This is a genomic window from Microbacterium sp. SL62, from assembly GCF_026672635.1.
Classification (GTDB): Bacteria; Actinomycetota; Actinomycetes; order Actinomycetales; family Microbacteriaceae; genus Microbacterium; species Microbacterium testaceum_A.
The window spans coordinates 2,635,890-2,654,857 of the sequence record NZ_JAPPRM010000001.1; the positions used below are offsets into that span (position 1 = coordinate 2,635,890).

19 protein-coding genes and 1 tRNA gene are annotated in these 18,968 nt (G+C 70.2%); 5 read left to right on the forward strand and 15 right to left on the reverse strand.

What is annotated here, in order from left to right; translation table 11 throughout:
• The 6 genes from OVA26_RS12610 to OVA26_RS12635 form a co-directional block, all read right to left on the reverse strand.
• Window positions 1-1,554, reverse strand: a complete 1,554-nt coding sequence (locus OVA26_RS12610) for an FAD-dependent oxidoreductase (protein ID WP_268104288.1) — start codon at window positions 1,552-1,554, stop codon at window positions 1-3.
• Between the two features lie 49 nt (window positions 1,555-1,603).
• Window positions 1,604-2,482, reverse strand: a complete 879-nt coding sequence (locus OVA26_RS12615; RefSeq protein ID WP_074696783.1) for an FAD:protein FMN transferase — start codon at window positions 2,480-2,482, stop codon at window positions 1,604-1,606.
• Window positions 2,483-2,487: 5 nt separating this feature from the next.
• Complete coding sequence (locus OVA26_RS12620) at window positions 2,488-2,985, reverse strand: FMN-binding protein (RefSeq protein ID WP_074696781.1); 498 nt, start codon at window positions 2,983-2,985, stop codon at window positions 2,488-2,490.
• A gap of 208 nt (window positions 2,986-3,193) precedes the next feature.
• Window positions 3,194-4,228 (reverse strand): ribose-phosphate diphosphokinase, encoded by a 1,035-nt coding sequence (locus tag OVA26_RS12625; protein WP_268104290.1) that lies wholly within the window; start codon window positions 4,226-4,228, stop codon window positions 3,194-3,196.
• Entirely contained in the window at window positions 4,218-5,666 is a 1,449-nt protein-coding gene (gene glmU, locus OVA26_RS12630; RefSeq protein ID WP_268104291.1) for a bifunctional UDP-N-acetylglucosamine diphosphorylase/glucosamine-1-phosphate N-acetyltransferase GlmU, read from the reverse strand. Before glmU ends, OVA26_RS12625 begins: the two co-directional genes overlap by 11 nt.
• Window position 5,667: 1 nt before the next feature.
• Window positions 5,668-5,739 (reverse strand) — tRNA-Gln (locus OVA26_RS12635).
• Window positions 5,740-5,887: 148 nt separating this feature from the next.
• Here OVA26_RS12635 and OVA26_RS12640 point away from each other — a divergent pair.
• Together OVA26_RS12640 and OVA26_RS12645 are read left to right on the forward strand one after the other, a co-directional pair.
• Window positions 5,888-6,340 carry a MarR family winged helix-turn-helix transcriptional regulator gene (locus OVA26_RS12640; protein ID WP_056229771.1) on the forward strand — a complete coding sequence of 151 codons (453 nt, stop codon included), beginning with the start codon at window positions 5,888-5,890 and terminating at the stop codon, window positions 6,338-6,340.
• A complete protein-coding gene (locus OVA26_RS12645; RefSeq protein ID WP_056228662.1) occupies window positions 6,337-6,849 on the forward strand; it encodes a hypothetical protein in 513 nt (170 codons plus the stop codon). Before OVA26_RS12640 ends, OVA26_RS12645 begins: the two co-directional genes overlap by 4 nt.
• A gap of 47 nt (window positions 6,850-6,896) precedes the next feature.
• Here OVA26_RS12645 and OVA26_RS12650 read toward each other — a convergent pair whose 3' ends face one another.
• Window positions 6,897-7,262: a hypothetical protein gene (locus OVA26_RS12650; protein ID WP_268104292.1), complete on the reverse strand. Its 366-nt coding sequence runs from the start codon at window positions 7,260-7,262 to the stop codon at window positions 6,897-6,899.
• A 30-nt stretch (window positions 7,263-7,292) separates the two neighbouring features.
• On the opposite strand from OVA26_RS12650, the gene OVA26_RS12655 reads away from it, so the two are divergent.
• Window positions 7,293-7,697, forward strand: coding sequence for a hypothetical protein (locus tag OVA26_RS12655; protein ID WP_268104294.1), 405 nt, complete (start codon window positions 7,293-7,295; stop codon window positions 7,695-7,697).
• Between the two features lie 90 nt (window positions 7,698-7,787).
• Window positions 7,788-9,455 (forward strand): PHP domain-containing protein, encoded by a 1,668-nt coding sequence (locus OVA26_RS12660; protein ID WP_268104295.1) that lies wholly within the window; start codon window positions 7,788-7,790, stop codon window positions 9,453-9,455.
• Between the two features lie 67 nt (window positions 9,456-9,522).
• Here the strand turns inward: OVA26_RS12660 and OVA26_RS12665 are convergent, their stop codons facing one another.
• The 7 genes from OVA26_RS12665 to OVA26_RS12695 all read right to left on the reverse strand — a co-directional run bounded on the left by OVA26_RS12665 (window position 9,523) and on the right by OVA26_RS12695 (window position 16,089).
• Window positions 9,523-11,316, reverse strand: a complete 1,794-nt coding sequence (locus OVA26_RS12665; RefSeq protein ID WP_268104297.1) for an ABC-F family ATP-binding cassette domain-containing protein — start codon at window positions 11,314-11,316, stop codon at window positions 9,523-9,525.
• Window positions 11,317-11,446: 130 nt separating this feature from the next.
• On the reverse strand, window positions 11,447-12,382 hold the full coding sequence (locus tag OVA26_RS12670; protein WP_268104298.1) for an ABC transporter substrate-binding protein: 936 nt from the start codon (window positions 12,380-12,382) through the stop codon (window positions 11,447-11,449).
• Complete coding sequence (locus OVA26_RS12675) at window positions 12,379-13,161, reverse strand: ABC transporter permease (RefSeq protein ID WP_268104299.1); 783 nt, start codon at window positions 13,159-13,161, stop codon at window positions 12,379-12,381. Before OVA26_RS12675 ends, OVA26_RS12670 begins: the two co-directional genes overlap by 4 nt.
• Window positions 13,158-13,883: an ABC transporter permease gene (locus OVA26_RS12680; protein WP_268104300.1), complete on the reverse strand. Its 726-nt coding sequence runs from the start codon at window positions 13,881-13,883 to the stop codon at window positions 13,158-13,160. Before OVA26_RS12680 ends, OVA26_RS12675 begins: the two co-directional genes overlap by 4 nt.
• The gene (locus OVA26_RS12685) at window positions 13,880-14,704 is read right to left on the reverse strand and encodes an ABC transporter ATP-binding protein (protein WP_268104302.1); all 825 of its coding nucleotides are present in this window, start codon (window positions 14,702-14,704) and stop codon (window positions 13,880-13,882) included. Before OVA26_RS12685 ends, OVA26_RS12680 begins: the two co-directional genes overlap by 4 nt.
• A 14-nt stretch (window positions 14,705-14,718) precedes the next feature.
• A complete protein-coding gene (locus OVA26_RS12690) occupies window positions 14,719-15,021 on the reverse strand; it encodes a DUF427 domain-containing protein (RefSeq protein WP_056228689.1) in 303 nt (100 codons plus the stop codon).
• Window positions 15,022-15,156: 135 nt separating this feature from the next.
• Window positions 15,157-16,089 carry a 4-(cytidine 5'-diphospho)-2-C-methyl-D-erythritol kinase gene (locus OVA26_RS12695; RefSeq protein WP_056228692.1) on the reverse strand — a complete coding sequence of 311 codons (933 nt, stop codon included), beginning with the start codon at window positions 16,087-16,089 and terminating at the stop codon, window positions 15,157-15,159.
• 241 nt (window positions 16,090-16,330) lie between these two features.
• Between OVA26_RS12695 and OVA26_RS12700 the strand changes: the two genes are divergently transcribed.
• On the forward strand, window positions 16,331-17,911 hold the full coding sequence (locus OVA26_RS12700) for a stealth family protein (RefSeq protein ID WP_268104303.1): 1,581 nt from the start codon (window positions 16,331-16,333) through the stop codon (window positions 17,909-17,911).
• Here the strand turns inward: OVA26_RS12700 and OVA26_RS12705 are convergent.
• Window positions 17,862-18,797 (reverse strand): phosphodiesterase, encoded by a 936-nt coding sequence (locus tag OVA26_RS12705; RefSeq protein WP_268104304.1) that lies wholly within the window; start codon window positions 18,795-18,797, stop codon window positions 17,862-17,864. The genes OVA26_RS12700 and OVA26_RS12705 overlap by 50 nt on opposite strands.
• Between the last annotated feature and the right edge of the window lie 171 nt (window positions 18,798-18,968).

The window sequence follows — 18,968 nt, forward strand, 5'->3', positions numbered from 1 at the left end:
TCAGTACCCCGCGAACGCGTCCGTCGTCAGCGACCTCGCCTTGCCCAGGGCGGGCGCGAGCGCCGAGATCAGTCGCGGCGGGCCCGAGACGTACGCGGCGCGCTGTGCGATGTCGGGGACGGTCCGCAGGAGCGCCTCGGCATCCACTCGATCCGGTCCGGCCCACACCCAGCGCTGGGGCAGATCGCGCGGCTCGTCGCGCGAGAAGACGATCACGGGGATCCCCGCGGCGGCGATCTCGTCGCGGAAGGCGAGCTCGGACGCCTCGGACACCACGTACACGAGAACGACGTCACGGTCCTGGTTCGTCGCCACGAGGTGGCGCAGCTGCGAGACGAACGGGGTCACACCGATCCCGGCCGCGACCAGCAGCACGGGCGAGGTCGGCCGCGAGGGGAGCACGAAGTCGCCCCACACCCCCGTGACGGCGAGGGTCGCCCCCGGCTCGACGGCGGCCAGGGCCCGCTTGTACGACGACTGCGAACCGTCCTTGAAGGCGATCCGCACCTCGGGCAGGTCTTCCGGGGCGGAGACGATCGAGAACTCGCGGCGCGTTCCCCGAGCGTCGGGTCGGCGGTGCGGGACGTCGAGTTCGAGGTACTGCCCGGGGTGGAACGAGAAGGGCCGGGCGGCCCGGAACGAGAGTTCGCGCACCGTCGGGGTGACATCGCGCCGACGGTCCACGCGCAGGCGCACGGCCGCGCGCAGGCAGAACAGGAAGGCGAGCAGATTGCCGACGAGCAGCGCGCGCTCCTGACCGAGCGTGATCTCGCCCACCGGCAGCGGCCACCCGGCCAGGACGCCGACGACGATCGCCACCAGATACTGCTGCACGCGACGGGGCGGAAGGGTCAGGGGCTCGGACAGCATGAACGCGCCCAGGAACAGGAAGGGCGAGGAGAACGCCACCTGCAGCAGCACGCTCGGCACATCGACCGGGAATCCCGCGGCCTGGAACTGCACGCTCGTGCGGAGGAAGGCGACAGCCATCGCGACGACCCAGAAGACGACCACGATCGGCAACTTGTCGGTGCGGAGCAGAAGCAGCACTCCCAGCACCAGGACGGGTGCCGCGAGCCACGGCGAACCGACCCACCACGCCGAAGACCCCAGGTCGGGCGCCCAGATGCTCACGATCGTCAAGACGGTCGCGCCGGTCGCGGCGGGGTTGAAGATGTGCCGACCGCGCCAGGCGAGCACGTATTTCGAGGCGGATGCCACGACACCGGCGAGAGCGAGGCCGGCCAGGCCCATCGGCTCCACCGACGGACGCAGGACGAACAACAGGATCCCGGCCGTGATCAGTGAGGACTCCAGGCGTCGCGGCATCCGGAGCAGACTCTGCGCGACGAGATCCGCGAGGGCACACGCGGCGGCGAGCACCACGGCGCTCGCGACGATCGCCAGAGGTTGCGGGACCACCAGGCCCGCGAACGACAGGACGAGCGAGAAGACGGCGAGAAGACCGAGCGACGCCATGACGAGCCGGTACATCGAGACGCGACCGATGAGGCCGAGGACGCGGGTCGAACCGGCGGTGAGCGTGGTGCTCATGGGGGAACCCTTCAGAGGAGGCGAAACGGGGGGGATGGGAAGGACGGGCTCAGGAGAAGATCTCGCCGGAGAAGCCGGGAGACCACTCGACGCGGCCATCGGTGCGCATGCGCACCCATTCGGCGTCCCAGGATGCCGCCAACTCGGGCCCACCGTCGAAGAACAACGCGGTAGCCAGGGCGTCGGCGCGCATCGCCGTCTCGGCGAGGGCCCACGTGGCGGCGTACGCCCGGACGGGCGCACCGGTGCGGGCGTCGAGGACGTGGTGGAGACCGTCCCCCCACGCGCGGCGGTTGATGGCCGAGGCGCAGAGCGACCGGCCCGCCACGGTGACCACGCCGATGGCGCGGGTCGGGTCGTAGGGGTGCTCGAGACCGACGCGCACGGGCGCCCCGCGGACGGCGAGGTCTCCCGACGCGTCGACGACGGCGTCGCCGTCCACGTGGGATCTCACCGCGTCGAGCACCAGGTCGACCAGTCGCCCTTTGCCGAGCGCTCCGACGTCTATGGTGGCGGGAGCGGTGACCCGCACGTGGTCGTCGTCCCACGTGAGGACCTCGCTCCAGGTGGGCGCCGGCTGCGGCGCTCCCCACGGAGCGAGAGTCAACCGGGCGTCGTACCCCAGGCGCGCCAACGCGTCGCCGACGAGCGGATTGACGGCACCGGAGGTCGCCGCATCGAGCTCGCGGTAGAGCGAGAACATGGCATCCGCGTCTCGAGGAGCGGGAACCGACGCGGTACGCCCCTCGGCGAGCGAGGACACGAGAGAGTCGTCGCGGAATCGCGACCACTCGCGGTCGAACCGCTCGATGAGGGTCGACACCGCGTCGCGGGCGACCGAGGGCAGCGGATGCGCCGTCTCGATCGCCCACGACGTACCGATCGCGTCGAAGGTCCAGATCGACCCCGTGGCGAGCGGCGTGCTCATGGCTGTCAGGCCTTGGCCTCGGACTTGATCGAGTCGACGGCCTTGTTGAAGCCGCCGCTCGTGAGCGAGGAACCGGCCACCTTGCTGACCGAGATCTCGTCGAGCTTCTTGCCCACGACCTCGCTCTGGATGCCGCCGATGAACTCGCCCTGGTAGCGCTTGGACTCCGCGGCCTGCGGGTCGCCGGTCACCTTCACCGCGGTCACGGTGTCGCCGGCGATCGTGAGGGTGACGTCGATGGTCTCGACGCTCTCGGGCGTCGCGTACTGGCCGGTGGCCTCGTACTCGCCGTCCTTGTAGGTGCCCGACGCGGTCGAGCCACCGGCGGCGGCATCCGAGGTCGTGGCGGGGGCCGAGCTCGCGGCGGGGGCCGCGGTGTCGGCGGGGGCGGCGTCGCCGGTGGTCGCGCCGCCGGCGCACCCGGCGAGGGTGGCGATGCCGGCGACACCCAGCAGAGCGGTGCCGATGCGGACGGGACGGGGTACGGCTGTGGTGCGGATCATGAGGGTCCTCCTTCGGTCGTGCCTCGCGGCGCGTACGTGCTCACGGTAGGGACACGACCTTGGCCGCCACCGGGTTCATTCTTTTGTGCGAGCTGTGCGAGGACGGACGCCGCCGGAGGGGCCTGCCTCGAGAATCGACCCTCGGACGGAACGCATTCGGCCGCCTCCCCCTGGGGAAGACGGCCGGATGCGAACGGAACGGCGGTGGTCAGGCGTCGCCGCCGAACATGCTCGTGACCGAGCCGTCCTCGAAGACCTCGTGGATCGCGCGCGCGAGCAGGGGCGCGATCGGCAGCACCTCGAGACGCTCGAACCGACGCTCGGCCGAGATCGGCACGGTGTCGGTGACGACGACCTGGTCGATCGCGGGGTCCTGCAGACGCTGGGTGGCCGGGTCGCTGAAGATCGCGTGGGTCGCGGCGACGATGACCTTGCGGGCGCCCGAGGCCTTGAGGGCCTGAGCGGCCTTCTGGATGGTGCCGCCGGTGTCGATCATGTCGTCGACCAGCAGGCAGGTGCGGCCGTTCACGTCACCGACGATCTCGTGCACCGAGACCTGGTTGGCGACCTTCGGGTCGCGACGCTTGTGGATGATCGCGAGGGGGGCGCCCAGGCTGTCGGACCAGGTGTCGGCCACGCGCACGCGGCCCATGTCGGGCGACACGACGGTGAGGGTCTCGCGGTCTTCGGCGGAGAGGCCCCGCTCGAAGTGGTCGAGCAGCACCGGCTTGGCGAACAGGTGGTCGACCGGACCGTCGAAAAAGCCCTGGATCTGCGCGGCGTGCAGGTCGACGCTCATGATGCGGTCGGCACCCGCGGTCTTGAGCAGGTCGGCGACCAGGCGGGCGCTGATGGGCTCGCGACCGCGGCCCTTCTTGTCCTGACGCGAGTACGGGAAGTACGGCGCGACGACCGTGATGCGCTTGGCCGAGGCCCGCTTGAGGGCGTCGAGCATGATGAGCAGCTCCATGAGCCACTCGTTGACCGGAGGACCGAACGACTGGACGACGAACACGTCGCAGCCGCGGATCGACACCTCGAAGCGGGTGTAGATCTCACCCGAAGCGAAGGTGCGGTGCTCGGTGGGGGCGAGCTCGGTGCCGAGGTGCTCGGCCACCTGCTTCGCGAGTTCGGGGTGCGAGCGGCCCGAGGCGACGACGAGTCGCTTCTTGGTCTTGGCGACGAGCCCGGGGGCGATGCCGTTGTCGCGGTCGAGGTCTACACGATTCTTCTTACGAGCCATCGGCCGCTTCCTGTTCAGCCCGAGCCTGAGCGGCCACGTCGGCCGCTCTGGTGCCCGGTCGGTTCTTCTCGACCCACCCCTCGACGTTGCGTTGGGGTGCCACGCTGAGCGCCAGCGCACCGGCCGGGACATCCTTGCGGATCACCGCGCCGGCACCCGTCTTGGCGCCCGCTCCAATCGTAACCGGCGCGACGAAGACGTTGTGCGATCCGCTGTGGACCTCGTCGCCGATGACGGTGCGGTGCTTGGCGATGTCGTCGTAGTTCGCCGTGATCGCACCGGCACCGAGGTTGACGCCGCGTCCGATCTCGGTGTCGCCGATGTACGACAGGTGCGGGACCTTGCTCCCCTCGCCGATCGAGGAGTTCTTCACCTCGACGAAGGTGCCGACCTTGCCGTTCACGCCGACGCGCGCGTTCGCGCGGAGGTAGGCGAACGGGCCGACCGTGGCGCCGGCCTCGACGACCGCGAGGGTGCCGTCGGTGCGGGTGATCGTCGCGTTCTCGCCGACCTCGCAGTCGACGAGGCTCGTGTCGGGGCCGATGGTGGCGCCCGAGGCGATGACGGTCGCCCCGCGCACGTGCGTGTTGGGGAGGATCGTGACGTCGGGGGCGAGGGTCGCGGTCACGTCGATCCACGTCGTCGCCGGGTCGACGACCGTGACGCCCTCGAGCTGCCAGCGGCGCACCGTGCGCGCGTTGAGCGTGCGCCCGGCCTCGGACAGCTGTACACGGTCGTTCACGCCGAGTGCGGCGGACGCATCGCCGGTGACGGACGCCGCGACCCCCATCTCCGCGTCGCGCAGGAGCCCGACCACGTCGGTGAGGTACTTCTCGCCCTGGGCGTTCGCGGTCCCGACGAGGGCGAGCTGCGCACGCAGCGGACCGGCCCGGAAGACGTAGACCCCCACGTTGATCTCGGTGACCGCGGCCTCGTCGGCCGTGGCGTCCTTCTGCTCGACGATGCGGCGCACGCCGTCGGTCTCGTCGCGCAGGATCCGGCCGTACCCGAAGGGCTGGTCGACCCGCGCACTCAGCAGGGTGACGGCGGTGCCGCCGCTGCGGTGGGTCGCGAGCAGCTCGGTGAGCGTGCCGGTCTCGAGCAACGGCACGTCGGCGCTGAGCACGAGGACATCGCCCTCGAAGCTGTCCAGCGCGTCGAGGGCGACCTCGACCGCGCGACCCGTGCCGGGCACCTCGTCCTGATCGACGATCACGACGCCCGGGGCGAGCTCCGCCACGGTCTCGGCGACCATCTCGCGCTCGTGACGCACGACCACGACGATGCGGGCCGGATCGAGGGATGCCGCGGTGTCGAGCACGTGGCCGACGAGCGGGCGACCGCCGACCGGGTGCAGGACCTTCGGTGTGCGGGAGCGCATGCGCGTTCCCTGACCCGCAGCGAGGACGACGACGGCCAACTCGGTCGGTGATGTCATGCTCCGCCGCCAGGATTCGAACCTGGACCTAACAGCTCCAAAGGCTGTCGTGCTGCCGTTACACCACGGCGGACCGTGCCCGAGGGCACCGGTCAAGTCTGCCAGACCCGGACGCCGGGCGTTCCGCCCGCCCGCGCGCGCCGACCGACCTGCCGAGCACTCGACATAATGAGACCGTGACCCGGGACAGCGACGAAGTCGACCGCATCGTCGATGCGTGGATGCGTCAGCGCCCCGATCTGGACTTCTCGCCCCTCGAGGTGCTCTCGCGCGTCGCACGCCTGTCGCGACACCTCGACTTCGCCCGCAAAGAGGCGTTCCGCCGCAGCGACATCGAGTCGTGGGAGTGGGACGTACTCTCGGCGCTGCGCCGGGCGGGCGAGCCGTACCAGCTGAGCCCGAAGCAGCTGCTGCAGCAGACGCTCGTCTCGAGCGGCACGATGACGAACCGTATCGATCGTCTCGTCGCCCGCCGTTTCGTGCGTCGCGAGGCCGACCCCGGAGACGGACGGAGCATTCTGGTGACGCTGACCGACGACGGACGAGTACGGGTGGATGCCGCGATCACCCGCCTCGTCGACGCCGAGGCCCTCTTGCTCGAGGGACTCTCGCGCGGCGACCGCGAACGACTCGCCACCCTGCTGCGCAAACTGAGCCTGGGGTTCGACGCGTGAGCGCGCCGGCGGAGTCGCTGTCGCGCTGGGCGCGCGTCCGGGCGTGGTTCGGCGTCCGCTTCCGTTCCCCCGCGGCGATCTACGGCCTGATCGTGTTCGCGGCGTTCGTCTCGATCGCCGACGACCACACCGAGAACGTGTGGGAGGTGATCGGCAGCGCCTCGCTGTCGCTCGTCGTCTTCTTCATCGCGCACGTGTTCGCGCACACCCTGACCGAGCACGCCACCCACGGGCTCCGCCGCGCGACCCGCGAGGGCATGCGGCACGGGGCGGGGATGCTCTACGCGTCAATCCCCTCGATCCTCGTGCTCGTCTGGGCCGGGATGACCGGCGTCTCGGTGAGCGACGCGTTCGAGTTGTGCATGTGGGCGACCTTCGCCGTGCTCGCCCTGCTCGGCTACGGCGCGTACGCCCGGCGAAAGGCGTCGATCCCCGTCCGACTCCTCGGCGCCTTCGCCACCGCCTGCCTCGGCGTCTTCATCGTGGTGCTGGAGTACGCGGTCCACTGACGGCGACGGGGCCGCCGCAGCAGCGACGACCCCGAGCGGACGGGCGATCAGTCCTGCGCCGCCGTGCGACGACGAGCGCGCGCACGGAACACGAGACCGGCGGCGACGGCGAGCACGGCGCCGACGCCCGCAACGCGCGCCACCTGTGCACCCGTGACCGCGAGGTCCGAGCCGGAGGCCGCGGCCGCAACCGGGGTGGCCGAGGTCGAGGGGCCAGGGGTGGCCGAGGCGGCTGCCGCGGGGTCGGGGCGGCCGATCCCGAGGCCGACGGGGACGGCGCGGGGCCGGTCGGCGACGTGGTCGGTGAGGGGCTCGGCTGACCGGGGACCGCCCAACCCGATGCGGACAGGGTGACCGGCAGGCTGGCGACGGGGAGGATCGACGAGGGCACCCCGGACGACAGCGCGAGGCACTCCAGGCTCAGGGTCGCGCTCGTCGTGCCCATGGGAACGACCGCCGTGAACGAGGAGCCCATCGGGACGCTCACCGCCGCGCCCGCGGTGACCGGCACGGTCGCCGAGACGACGACGGTGCTGCCTCCGGCCGCCACCGACAGGCGCGCCCCATCGCTCGTTCCGGAGGGGCAGCCGTCGGCGAAGGTCGCGGTGCCGAAGGAGGGATACGCGGCGGCGTCACCCGAGAAGACGGCCGTGCCCGCGGCATCCCGCAGCACGAGGGGGCTCGCCGCGGACGCGGCCAGGGCACCGAGCGGCACGAGACCCGTGACGAGGACCGCGGCTGCGGCGAAAGGGAGGAGGCGGGTGGGCACGGGGGTGGACGACATGGCTGCTCTCGATCGGGTGGTGAGGTCGAACGGACTGTGCCGCACCGTGCGGTCCACCGGGTGAACGGATGGTGACGTCAACATCACCGCGCGTCCACCCGCGATTCATCCGCGGCCCCTACGTTCCCGGCGACCCCTCTCACGAAAGTCTGCGATGCCCTCTCACACCCCTTCCGGCTTCTCCCGCCGCACCTTCCTCGCCGCAGCCGCCGCCGCGGTCACGACCGCGTCCGCCGCGTCGTCGTTCGGGCCCGCAGCCGCCGCGAGCGCCGTGGCCGCGACCACGCCCACGGCCGTGACCGACCCAAAGGCCCTGCGCTGGCTCGTCTTCGACCATCACGTGCACTCGGTCTACTCGCACGACGCCAAGTACGCGATGACGACGATCCTCGACCAGGCGCAGCGTTTCGGGGTGGATGCCATCGCCTTCACCGAGCACAGCAACGTCGGTCACGCGAACGTCGGCGGCGTCTTCAACGCGGCGCGCGAGATCGAGGCGGCGCGAACCGCCCGACCCGATCTCCTCGTCTTCCAGGGCCTCGAGTGGTACATCCCGGCCGCCGAGCACGGCACCGTGCTGGTCGCCCCCGGCCCTCGCGTGACCGAGGTGCTGCGCCACTTCGAGCTGACCTACGACGGCAAGCTCAACCAGTGGGAGAAGCCCCGACCCAACACGAGCGACGCCGCCGACTGGCTGCAGCACGCCGTCGACGGGATCTCGTGGCTCGGCCAGCAGCGCAAGGCGGGCGTGGTCGACGACGTGCTCGTCCTGGCCAACCATCCCAGCCGACTCGGCATCGACTCCCCCGGCGAACTGCGCGCGTGGCAGGATGCCGACCCCGACGTCTTCGTGGGCTTCGAGGGGGCTCCGGGGGCGCAGGCCTCGGGTCTCGCGGCGAACACCACCGACCGTTCGCAGCGTGGCGAGTACGAGAACTCCCGCAGCGACTACTCGTTCCCGGGATTCCCCACGAGCGCGTACCGGGCGCACGGCGGATTCGACTGGATGACCGCGGTCGTCGGCGGCATGTGGGACGCTCTGCTCAGCGAGGGCCGGCGCTGGTGGATCACCACGAACAGCGACCTGCACCTGAAGAACTTCGACAACACCCGCGTGGGCGACTTCCCCACCGGCTCGGGGTGGGACAACGGGGCCACGCTGGCCAACTTCAACCGCGCGGGTCGCCGACCCGACCCCGTGTCGACCGCCTCCCCGCAGGGCGGCAGCGACCTGTGGCCGGGCGAGTTCAGCCGCACCCACGTCGGCGCCGCCGACAAGACGCACACCGCCGTCCTCGACGCCGTGCGCGCGGGACGCATGTGGGTCGACCACGGGCACCTCGTCGCCGGACTCGCGGTCACCCTGCGCGCGGCCGACGACACCGCCAACACCGCCACACTCGGCGGGACCCTGCGCGTACCGACGGGCACGAAGATCGAGATCGTCATCGACGTCGAGCCCACCACGGAGCGCAACTCCGCCGGCATCCTGCCCCGTCTCGCGCACCTCGACGTGATCCGCGGCGAGATCACGGGCGCCGCGAGCGACCGCGACACGATGGTCGCTCCCCGAACCCGCGTCATCGAGCTGCGCGACGTGAGCGACCGCAGCGGTTCGGCGTTCCAGATCGTTATCCCGGTGGGCACCGCCGACGTCGACGGCTACGTGCGCGTGCGCGGAAGCGACGGCAAGGTGCACGGCACCGGCCCGCGCGGGGCGGACGTGGACCCGCGGGCCCCGCAGCCGCACGCGGCCGGTCAGGGGAACCCCTGGCTCGACACGTGGCTCTACACGAACCCGATCTTCGTGTCGGTGCGCTGATCGTCGATCGAGCACGGCCCGTTCCCTCCGGGGGACGGGCCGTTCGCCGTCGCGGCGTCCCGAGGGCTCAGCCGATGGATTCGGTGAGCTCGAACCAGGTCATCTCGAGTTCGTCGCGCTCGCCCTCGAGGGCCGAGATGCGCTGCATCTCTTTGCCGAGCCCCTCGTAGTCCGCCTGGTCGTGGTCGGCCAACGCCGCCTTCGCCTTGTCGATCTGCTGCTGCAGCTTCTCGATACGGCGTTCGACGGCGGACGCCTCCTTCTGCGCGGCGCGGAGCTCGGCGCCCTGCAGGCCCGGGGTCGCGGAGGCACCGGAGGACGTCGCGGACCGCGAGGGTTCGGCATCCTGCAGCGCCCTCAAACGCAGGTACTCGTCCACGCCCCCGGGAAGATGACGGAGCTTGGCATCGAGGATCGCGTACTGCTGGTCGGTGACGCGCTCGAGGAAATAGCGATCGTGCGAAACGACGATGAGGGTGCCGGACCACGAGTCGAGCAGGTCTTCCATCGCCGCGAGCATGTCGGTGTCGAGGTCGTTGGTGGGCTCGTCGAGGATCAGCACGTTCGGCTGATCGAGGATGACGAGCAGCAGCTGCAGGCGCCGCTTCTGGCCACCCGAGAGGTCTTTCACCGGTGTCGAGAGCTGCGCGCTCGAGAAGCCGAGGCGCTCGAGCAACTGCCCAGGGGTGAGCTCCTGCGACTTCGAGCCGGCGCCGAACGCGTAGGTGGTGCGCAACCCGGCGATGACCACGCGCACGGGGTCGTTCAGGTGCTGGTCGAGCTCGTCGAGGCGCTGGGTGAGGGTGGCGACCTTGACCGTCTTGCCGCGCTTGACGCGGCCGCTGGTGGGCTCGAGGGAGCCGGTCACCAGGCTGAGCAGCGTGGACTTGCCCGCACCGTTCACGCCCAGGATGCCGGTGCGCTCCCCCGGCGCGATCCGCCACTCCACGTCCTTCAGAACCGTCTTGTCGCCGAAGGTGACCCCCGCGTCGAGCAGGTCGACGACGTCTTTGCCCAGGCGGGCGACCGCGAGCGACTGCAGGGCGACCTTATCGCGGATCTCGGGCACATCGGCGATGAGCTCGTTCGCCGCGTCGATGCGGAACTTCGGCTTCGACGTGCGCGCCGGCGCCCCGCGGCGCAGCCACGCGAGCTCCTTGCGGGCCAGGTTCTGACGGCGTTGTTCGATGGATGCCGCCTGCCGGTCGCGCTCCACGCGCTGCAGGATGTACGCCGCGTAGCCGCCCTCGAAGGGCTCGACGATCCGATCGTGCACCTCCCACGTCGCGGTGCAGATCTCGTCGAGGAACCACCGGTCGTGCGTGACGACGAGCAGGCCGCCGGCCGAGGGCGCCCACCGCTTCTTGAGGTGACCCGCGAGCCACGTGATCGCCTCGACGTCGAGGTGGTTGGTGGGCTCGTCGAGGAACAGCACGTCCCAATCGCCCGACAGGAGCTTGGCCAGCGCGACACGGCGCCGCTGACCACCCGAGAGGTCCCCCAGACGGGCGTCCCAGGGCAGATCGCCGAGCAGGCCCGCGATCACGTCGCGCGTACGGGAGTCGCCCGCCCACTCGTGCTCGGGTCGATCGCCGACCACCGCGTGGCCGATGGTGTCGTCGTCGTCGAGGGTGTCCTGCTGGTCGAGCACGCCGACGGTCACCCCGCCGCGCACGGTCACGCGCCCGCCGTCGGGCTCGCGGATACCGGCGAGCATGCCGAGCAGACTCGACTTGCCGTCACCGTTGCGGCCGACGATCCCGATGCGATCGCCCTCGTTCACGCCGAGCGAGACGGAGTCGAAGACGACCTTGGTCGGGTATTCCAGGTGCAGGGCTTCGCCCCCGAGCAGATGTGCCATATCCGTCCCAGGCTACGCGGTGCCCGAGGCGATCGCGCGCGCCGGGGTGCCGGCATCCACCGGTCTGCTCACCGACGACGAAGGCCGCCCCGGAACGGGACGGCCTTCGTCGTCGGTGCAGGGGTGCGGGTCAGAGCAGACCGGCGTTCTTGAGCCAGTCGGCGGCGGCCGTGCTGGCCGAGGCCTGCTCGCTGCCCTCGACGCGATCGCGCAGATCGATGAGATCGTCGGTCGTGAGCTTCGCCGAGATGGCGTCGAGCGCGTCCTTCAGTTCAGGCGTGTCGATCGACTTGCTGAGCAGCGGGAGCACGTTCTGTGCGGCGATGAGGTTCTCGGGGTCCTTCAGGACGAGGAGGTTCTCGGCCTTGAGCGCCGGCGAGGTCGTGTAGATGTCGGCGACCTGAACCGTGTTGTCGGTGAGCGCCTTGACCGTGTCGGGGCCGCCGAAGTCCTCGTAGGGCACGAAGGTGACGTCGCTGACGCCGTAGACGGACTTCAGACCCGGGATGCCGTAGCCGAGCTCGGCGAACTGCGGGTTGGCGCCGAGGCTGAACGGCTGCACCTTCGACAGGTCGCCGATCGAGGTCAGGCCGTTGGCCTGGGCGTACGCCTGGGTGACGACGTAGGCGTCCTTGTCTTCGGCTGCGGCGGAGCTGTAGACGGTCAGGTTGTCCTTGGCCACGGCATCCGTGAGGGCCGCGTCGACGTCGTCGGTGGTGCGCTGCGTGAAGGCGGTGTCGTAGTACGCGAGCAGGTTGCCGTTGTACTCGGGGATCAGGTTGATCGAGCCGTCCTGGAGGGCGGGGATCGTCTGCTGACGGGGGCCGATGTTGAACTTCGTCTGGACGTCGAAGCCCTTGGCCTTGAGCGCCTGGGCGTAAATCTCGCCGAGGATCTCGCTCTCGGGGAACGCGAAGGAGCCGACGACGATCTGGCTCGAGTCGCCGCCACCGGCATCACCGGTGTCGGGAGCGGTGGGATCCGCCTGCGAACACCCTGCCAGGGCCACGACGGCCCCGACCGCGACGACGCCGAAGGCGACCCGGCCTTTACTGAAAATGCTCATGCTGTGACATTCCTCTCTCGGGTTGGTGTTTCCACCACCGTCTCGGGACGGGACGCCCGTCGACGGGATTTGAGTCCCCGGTCGCCGTTGTCGGCTCCGGGCACTCGGGTGACGCGCTGCACCAGTGCGAACAACGCGTCTACCAGAAGGGCGAACACCGTCACGAGGATGGCGCCGCCGAGTATGCGGTCGTAATCGTTGAGACCGATTCCGCTGCTGATGATCCGTCCCAGACCGCCCAAGCCGGCGTACGAGGCGATGACCGCCGTCGCGATGACCTGAAGAGTTCCGGCTCGGAGTCCGCCGATGATCAGCGGAAGAGCGAGGGGGATCTCGACGCGGGTGAGAATCTGCATCTCGGTCATACCGAGAGCGCGGGCGGCATCGATCGCCGGGCGTGAGACCGACTCGAGACCGGCGTAGGAACCGGCGAGGATCGACGGGATCGCGAGGATGACGAGGGCGACGATCGTGCCCCAGAACACCCCCGAGGCACCCTTCACGAGCGAGCCGAGCACCATCGTGAGGAAGAACAGCACGCCCAGCGTGGGCAGGGCGCGCATGGCGCCGGTGAAGCCGATGACGAACTGCCGTCCCTTGCCCGTGTGCCCGATGTAGAACCCGAGGGGCAGGGCGATGACCGCGGCGATCATGACGGCGATGGCCGTGTAGAGCAGGTGCTCGAGCAGGCGATCCTGGATCGGTAGGGGCGAGATGCCGCCGGGCTGCCAGTTCTGGGGGTCGAAGATCCACGCGAAGGCGTTCAGGAAGAGGTTCACGATCGCCCCTCCGAGCCGGCCACCGTGCTGTCGCCCGCCGCGATGGGGGCGAGGGCGGTGGTGCGCTTGCTGCGTCGGCGCGCAGCCCGGTCGACACGGACCCACGGCATGAGGATGCGCCCGAGCGCGACCAGGATGAGATCGAACAGCAGCGCGATGAGCAGGGTGGCGATGATGCCGACGCCCACCTCCTCGAGGTTGTTGCGCTGCTTGCCGTTGGTGAAGAGGTAGCCGAGGTTCTCGGAGCCGATGAGCACACCGACGGAGACCAGGGCGATAGTCGACACGGACACGACTCGCAGCCCCGCCAGCATCACCGGCCCGGCGAGGGGGAACTCGACCTGCCAGAACCTCCGCCAGGCGGAGAAGCCCATAGCCGTCGCGGCCTGCTTCGTATCGGCCGAAACCGAGAAGAAGGCGTCGGAGGTGGCTCGCACCATGATGGCAACGGCGTAGATGGTCAGAGCCACGATCAGGTTCGTGTCGCTGAGCACCTTCGTCCCGAGAAGGGCCGGGAGGATGACGAACAGCGGAAGAGAGGGGATCGTGTAGAGCAGGCTCATGGCGGTGATGACGGTTCCGCGGGCGAATCGACCGGTCAGGGTCAATCGCCCCAACGGGATCGCGATCAGGAAGCCGAGCACGATGGGGATGATGCTCAGCCGAATGTGGTTGAGCGTCAGGTCCACCACGAGGGGGAAGTTCCCCATCAGCCAGGTCACGGCAACGGCTCGTCTCTCAGCGCGCCCTGCGTGCGACCCTCGGCATCGACGACGACCGTCCCGGTCGGGGTCTGCTTCAGGTGCAGCGCGCGCTTTCCCTTCACCGCTCCGATGAAACTCGCGACGAAGTCGCTGGCGGGGTTCTCGACGATCTCGCTCGGCGTGCCGACCTGGGCGATCTTCGCGCCCTTCTCGAGGATGACGACCTGGTCGCCGAGGAGGAACGCTTCGTCGATGTCGTGCGTGACGAAGACGATGGTCTTTCCGATCTCGCTCTGCAGCCGGATGAGCTCCTGCTGCAGTTCGTCGCGCACGATCGGGTCGACGGCACCGAAGGGCTCGTCCATGAGCAGGATGTTGGGGTCGGCGGCGAGACCGCGGGCCACGCCCACGCGCTGCTGCTGTCCACCCGAGAGCTGGCTCGGATAGCGGTCGGCCATGGCGCTGTCGAGACCGACGGTCGCCATGAGCTCGAGGGCACGCGTGCGGGCGGCCTTGCGGCTCTGGCCCTGGAGCACGGGGACGGTCGAGATGTTGTCGGCCACGGTGAAGTGCGGCAGCAGACCCGAGTTCTGCATGACGTAGCCGATGCTGCGACGCAGCTGCACCGCGGGCTTGCCGCCGATGTCGGCACCGTCGATGGCAATCGTGCCCGACGAGGGCTCGACCATGCGGTTGATCATCCGCAACAAGGTCGTCTTGCCGCAACCGGACGAGCCCACGAAGACCGTGGTCTTGCGCGAGGGGATGACGAGGTGGAAGTCGTCGACGGCGCGGGTGCCGTCGGGGAAGACCTTGGAGACGGCCGAGAACTCGATCATGTGCTCACCCGACCTCAGTCGGAGACCACGACCTTCCGGTCGAACGCGACGAATCCGGCGAAGTCCTTGCCCACTCGTTCCACGGCTCCCGGGTAGAGGTCTGGGTACGACCACGCGCCGTCGGTCAGCTCGGCACCGTCGAGTGAGACGTTCCAGTACTGGGCGGCACCCTTCCAGGGGCAGGTGTACGGGGTGGGGCTCTTGTGCAGCGCGCCCTCGCGGACGGACTGCGGCGGGAAGTACCAGTTCCCCTCGATCGAGGCCAGGTCGTCGCGGTCTGCTTCGGCGATCACGACGCCGTCGAGCACTGCCTTCATGGGAAACCCCCTTCGTGGCACCCCGCGGGCACGGCACCCAGCGGTGGCGGTCCACCTCGACTGAGGCTAACCAGGTGGTCGGCACGAAAAGCGAACATTGCTCCGTGTGTCGACCTCGGCTATGGTGCGGCGCGGTCAGACCACACGAGCACCCGGCACGGGCCCGTGCACGTGCAGAGCGACGAGGCCCGCGGCACTGAGGGTGACCTGCAGGTCGATCGCGGAGGATTCGTCGGCGGCCAGGAACGCGAGGGTCGGGCCGGATCCCGACACGATCCCGGCCAGCGCTCCCGAGCTCTCTCCGCGTTCGAGGACGCGGGCGAGGTCGGGACGCAGGTGCAGGGCCGGCGCCTGGAGGTCGTTGCGAAGGGTCGCGGCGAGCATCCCGGCGTCGCCCTGGCGCAGAGCGTGCAGGACGTCGCGATCCACCGCGGGAACGCGCGGCGCGGGCCCGATGTCGACGGCGTGGCGCCGACGGTGAGCGTCGAGCTCGCCGTAGACGACGGGGGTCGACATGCCCGTCTCGTTCGGCACCAGCACCCAGTCGAAGCGTCCGCGCGCGAGCGCCGGGCTCAGCTGATCGCCGCGACCGGTTCCGACGGCGGTTCCGCCGAGCAGGGCGAAGGGCACGTCGGCGCCGAGGCGAGCGGCCAACCGGACGAGCTCGCTCGTCGGCATCCCGAGTCCCCAGAGGGCATCGCACGCGATCAGTGCGGCGGCCGCGTCGGCGGAACCGCCGCCCATGCCGCCCGCGACGGGAACGGCCTTGCGGACGGCGAGGTGGGCACCGCGGTCGATGCCCGCGGTCTGCGCCAGAAGTCGAGCCGCGCGGACGGCGAGGTTGCGATCGTCGGTGGGGACGCCCTCGATGTCGACCGGACCGCGCGCCGAGACGTCGATCGTGATCTCGTCCGCGGGCGTTGCGACCATCTCTTCGTAGAGCGAGACCGCCTGGAACGCCGTGGCGAGCTCGTGATACCCGTCGTCCTGGACGTCACCCACCTCGAGGAACACGTTGATCTTGCCGGGGGCGCGGACGCGGACGGATGCCGGAGTCTGCGCACTCATCGCGACGACCGCCGTCCTGCGCGCCGGGGGCTCTCACCGTGTGCGAAACTGGAACGTCGGCCTGCTTCCCGCCGTCGCTCGCAAGGCGGTACGGGGAGGTCCGGGCCGGAGCGAGCGATCTGAGTCACTCTTCGACAGTAGTGCTCCGCTCCCCGTCGTTCGGCGCTGAGGCCGAAACGTCTTCGTAACCCCGGAACCATACGGTGACCGGATCCCATGCACCCACCCCCGAGGAGGCAGAATGCGCCCGATGGTCCCCCTGTCGATCGACACCGACCCCTGGCGCGCCCTGCTGTCCCGGTCCGACATCCGCATGCACGACGGCATCCTGCACGTCGTCGACGACTCGTCGACGCCCGCGATGGCCGAGCGCGACGACCTGCTCACCGCGGCGTCCGCGATCGAGGCGGCCGGTGTGAAGGTGCTCCTCGTGCGCGACGCGAACCGTCGCCCCAAGCTCGTCGTCGACACGGCGGATGCCGAGGCGGCGCTCACCGCTCTGCGCAACCCCGAGCTGGGCCCGGTGTATCTCAAGGCCCGCGGCGAGGACCCCGTGCCCGCGCACAGCGTGCACCCCGCGCCCGGATCGGTCCAGGCGTACGCGGTGTTCCGCCCGCGCACCTCGACCGAGGGGTCGTACCGCTACGGCGCGTCTCTCGCTCCGCGACTCGAGCTATGGCGCTTCGGCGAGAAGACCATCGAGGCCCCGCGCCCGAGCGCCCTCACCCGCCGCAAGTTCGCCGCGGCCGACCTCGACCTCGTCGAGCTGGAGCGGTACGGGCGCCGGTGGATGACCGTCTCGGGGATGTTCGACCCGCACCCCAACGAGTTCACGGCCGACGTCGACATGGTCTTCTCGTGGGTCGACGGCTCGTCGAGCGAGTTCCAACGCCAGCGTGCCGCGCGCATGAAGGGGTACGTCGTCGGCGACGGCGACGACAATGCCGCGCGCTACCGCCAGGTCGACGAGCTGCGTTACGCGCTGCGCAGCGTGCACATGTACGCGCCGTGGGTGCGCCGCATCTTCATCGCGACCGACTCCCCCACCCCCGAGTGGCTCGCCGACCACCCCAAGGTGACGATCGTGCGCAGCGAGGAGTTCTTCGCCGATCCCTCGGTGCTGCCCACGCACAACTCCCACGCGGTCGAGGCGCAGCTGCACCGCATCCCCGGGCTGGCCGAGCACTTCCTGTACAGCAACGACGACATGTTCTTCGGCCGCCCCGTCACCCCCGAGCTGTTCTTCAGCGGCGGTGGGGTCAGCCGGTTCGTCGAGAGCGGCGTGCGCATCGGCAGCGGCCCGGCGCACATCGAGCGCTCGGGCCACGACAACGGCCTGCGCGTGAACCGCGCACTGCTCAGGGAACGCTTCGGCCGGGTCATCACGCTCGACCTCGAGCACTGCGCCACCCCGTTGCGTCGCTCGGTGGCGTTCGAGCTCGAGAAGGAGTTCGCCGACGACTACGCCCGCACCGCCGCGAGCCGGTTCCGTTCGGCCACCGACATCTCGGTGACGAACAGCCTGTACCACTACTACGCGCTGGCGACCGGGCGCGCGATCATCACGACCGAGCCCCGCACCCGCTACGTGCAGACCACGCAGCTCGACTCGCTGCGCACCATGGAGCGTCTCGTCTCGCGCCGCGACACCGACATGTTCTGCCTCAACGACGGCAGCGTGCCCGAGATCCCCGAAGAGGTGCGCGTCCCCGCGCTCCGGGCGTGCCTCGAGCGTTACTTCCCGGTCGCCGCCCCCTGGGAGAAGACCTCGATCAGCGAAGGATCGGCAGCGGCGTCGTCGGCGGCGACACCGGTCCGCTGAACGCCCGCGAGGTCGGGACGACGATCCCGGCATCGCGCAGTCGACGCTGGGACTCCTCGGCATCCACGTACTGCAGGGCCGCGCTGGCGGCCAGGGGCACGACCGAGTGCACCACCGTGTCGTCGTAGACGTGCACGATGTTGAAGCCCTGGGCCGCGTCCTGAGGGCGCGTCCCGCCGACCGGGACCATGAGGTCCTGCGTGTAGCAGGTGGCGGATGCCACGGACACGGGGATTCCGGCGAACGTGGCGAACGTGGAGTAGTGCAGGTGACCGGCCAGGATCGCGCGCACGTCGGTGCCGCGCAGCACCCCCGCGAGGCTCCGCTGGTCGCGCAGCTCGACGGAGGCCGCGAGGTCGAGCACGCTGGGCACGGGCGGGTGGTGCATCGCGAGGATCGTGCCGAGCGGGGCCGGCGTCGCGAGCACCTCGGCGAGCCACTCGCGCTGCGCGGCGGTGACCTCGCCGTGGTGCGACCCGGGCACCGAGGTGTCGAGGGTCACGATGCGCAGGCCGTCGAACTCGTCGACGCGATCGACCGGGGCGGTCGCCTCGGCGTCGTCGGCGGGAAGCAGCCGCGACCGGAAAGCCGCTCGATCGTCGTGGTTGCCCATCACCCACACCACGCGGGTCCGCAGGCGCTCGGCGAGCGGCTCGACGAGGGCGCGGACGCGGTCGTACGCGTCGGTCTCACCGAAGTCGGCGAGGTCGCCGGTGAAGACGAGGGCGTTGGGGCGGATTCCCGACGTCTCGATCGCCTCCACGGCGCGGGCGAGGTAGGCCTCGGAGTCGACGTCGTCGTAGAGCGGTGCACCGCCGGCTCGGAGATGGGTGTCGCTCAGGTGGAGCAGCACACGTTCGGCTCGGGGGTACTCGGCGTAACGCATCTCGATCCTCTCGGGCCGTCGGGTACGACCTCGTCACCGGCGTGATGCTCCCGGTTGGCTCGAAATGTTACAGACATGTTTCGGGAACGCGTGATGAACACGGCGGGAATTCACCCCGCGCCGGATCTGGCTCGGCCGCAGCGCAGTGGGCTGAGCACAACCGCGGACGTC